The sequence below is a fragment of the Isoptericola sp. NPDC055881 genome (assembly GCF_053615895.1).
In genome coordinates, this window is the sequence record NZ_JBSHCR010000145.1 from 1 (window position 1) to 2317 (window position 2317).

Below are 2317 nucleotides of genomic sequence, written 5' to 3' on the forward strand. Positions count from 1 at the left end.
ATGGAATTCTTTCTTCTTTGTTCCTTGAAAACTAGATAATAGATAGAAGGCAATTAATTTTTTCAAAGCATCAGTAAGATCTTTTTTAACGGTTAAGTTAGAAAGGGCGCACGGTGGATGCCTTGGCACTAGGAGCCGATGAAGGACGGGACGAACACCGATATGCTTCGGGGAGCTGTAAGCAAGCTTTGATCCGGAGATTTCCGAATGGGGAAACCCACCACTCGTAATGGAGTGGTATCCATATCTGAATACATAGGATATGAGAAGGCAGACCCGGGGAACTGAAACATCTAAGTACCTGGAGGAAGAGAAAGCAAATGCGATTTCCTGAGTAGCGGCGAGCGAAACGGAATCTAGCCCAAACCAAGAGGCTTGCCTCTTGGGGTTGTAGGACATTCTATACGGAGTTACAAAGGAACGAGGTAGACGAAGCGACCTGGAAAGGTCCGTCGTAGAGGGTAACAACCCCGTAGTCGAAACTTCGTTCTCTCTTGAATGTATCCTGAGTACGGCGGAACACGTGAAATTCCGTCGGAATCTGGGAGGACCATCTCCCAAGGCTAAATACTCCCTAGTGACCGATAGTGAACCAGTACCGTGAGGGAAAGGTGAAAAGCACCCCGGAAGGGGAGTGAAAGAGATCCTGAAACCGTGTGCCTACAAGTAGTCAGAGCCCGTTAACGGGTGATGGCGTGCCTTTTGTAGAATGAACCGGCGAGTTACGATCCCGTGCAAGGTTAAGCAGAAGATGCGGAGCCGCAGCGAAAGCGAGTCTGAATAGGGCGTTTAGTACGTGGTCGTAGACCCGAAACCAGGTGATCTACCCATGTCCAGGGTGAAGTTCAGGTAACACTGAATGGAGGCCCGAACCCACGCACGTTGAAAAGTGCGGGGATGAGGTGTGGGTAGCGGAGAAATTCCAATCGAACCTGGAGATAGCTGGTTCTCTCCGAAATAGCTTTAGGGCTAGCCTCAAGGTAAGAGTCTTGGAGGTAGAGCACTGATTGGACTAGGGGCCCCCATCGGGTTACCGAATTCAGTCAAACTCCGAATGCCAATGACTTATCCTTAGGAGTCAGACTGCGAGTGATAAGATCCGTAGTCAAGAGGGAAACAGCCCAGATCGCCAGCTAAGGTCCCAAAGTGTGTATTAAGTGGAAAAGGATGTGGAGTTGCTTAGACAACCAGGATGTTGGCTTAGAAGCAGCCACCATTTAAAGAGTGCGTAATAGCTCACTGGTCGAGTGACTCTGCGCCGAAAATGTACCGGGGCTAAATACACCACCGAAGCTGCGAATTGATACCAATGGTATCAGTGGTAGGGGAGCGTTCTAAGTGCAGTGAAGTCAGACCGGAAGGACTGGTGGAGCGCTTAGAAGTGAGAATGCCGGTATGAGTAGCGAAAGACGGGTGAGAATCCCGTCCACCGAATGCCTAAGGTTTCCTGAGGAAGGCTCGTCCGCTCAGGGTTAGTCAGGACCTAAGCCGAGGCCGAAAGGCGTAGGCGATGGACAACAGGTTGATATTCCTGTACCACCTCTTTATCGTTTGAGCAATGGAGGGACGCAGAAGGATAGAAGAAGCGTGCGATTGGTTGTGCACGTCCAAGCAGTTAGGCTGATAAGTAGGCAAATCCGCTTATCGTGAAGGCTGAGCTGTGATGGGGAAGCTCCTTATGGAGCGAAGTCTTTGATTCCCCGCTGCCAAGAAAAGCTTCTAGCGAGATAAAAGGTGCCTGTACCGCAAACCGACACAGGTAGGCGAGGAGAGAATCCTAAGGTGATCGAGAGAACTCTCGTTAAGGAACTCGGCAAAATGACCCCGTAACTTCGGGAGAAGGGGTGCTCTGTTAGGGTGCAAGCCCGAGAGAGCCGCAGTGAATAGGCCCAAGCGACTGTTTAGCAAAAACACAGGTCTCTGCGAAGCCGTAAGGCGAAGTATAGGGGCTGACGCCTGCCCGGTGCTGGAAGGTTAAGAGGAGCGCTTAGCGTAAGCGAAGCTGTGAATTGAAGCCCCAGTAAACGGCGGCCGTAACTATAACGGTCCTAAGGTAGCGAAATTCCTTGTCGGGTAAGTTCCGACCCGCACGAAAGGCGCAACGATCTGGGCACTGTCTCAACGAGAGACTCGGTGAAATTATAGTACCTGTGAAGATGCAGGTTACCCGCGACAGGACGGAAAGACCCCGTGGAGCTTTACTGCAGCCTGATATTGAATGTTGGTACAGCTTGTACAGGATAGGTAGGAGCCTTGGAAACCGGAGCGCCAGCTTCGGTGGAGGCATCGGTGGGATACTACCCTGGCTGTATTGACC

General features: G+C 51.1%; 1 rRNA gene. It reads left to right on the top strand.

The annotated features are described in order from the left end of the window. Positions 1-90 precede the first annotated feature (90 nt). Positions 91-2317: ribosomal RNA gene (locus ACWGKI_RS20780) — 23S ribosomal RNA — on the top strand; the annotation flags it as partial.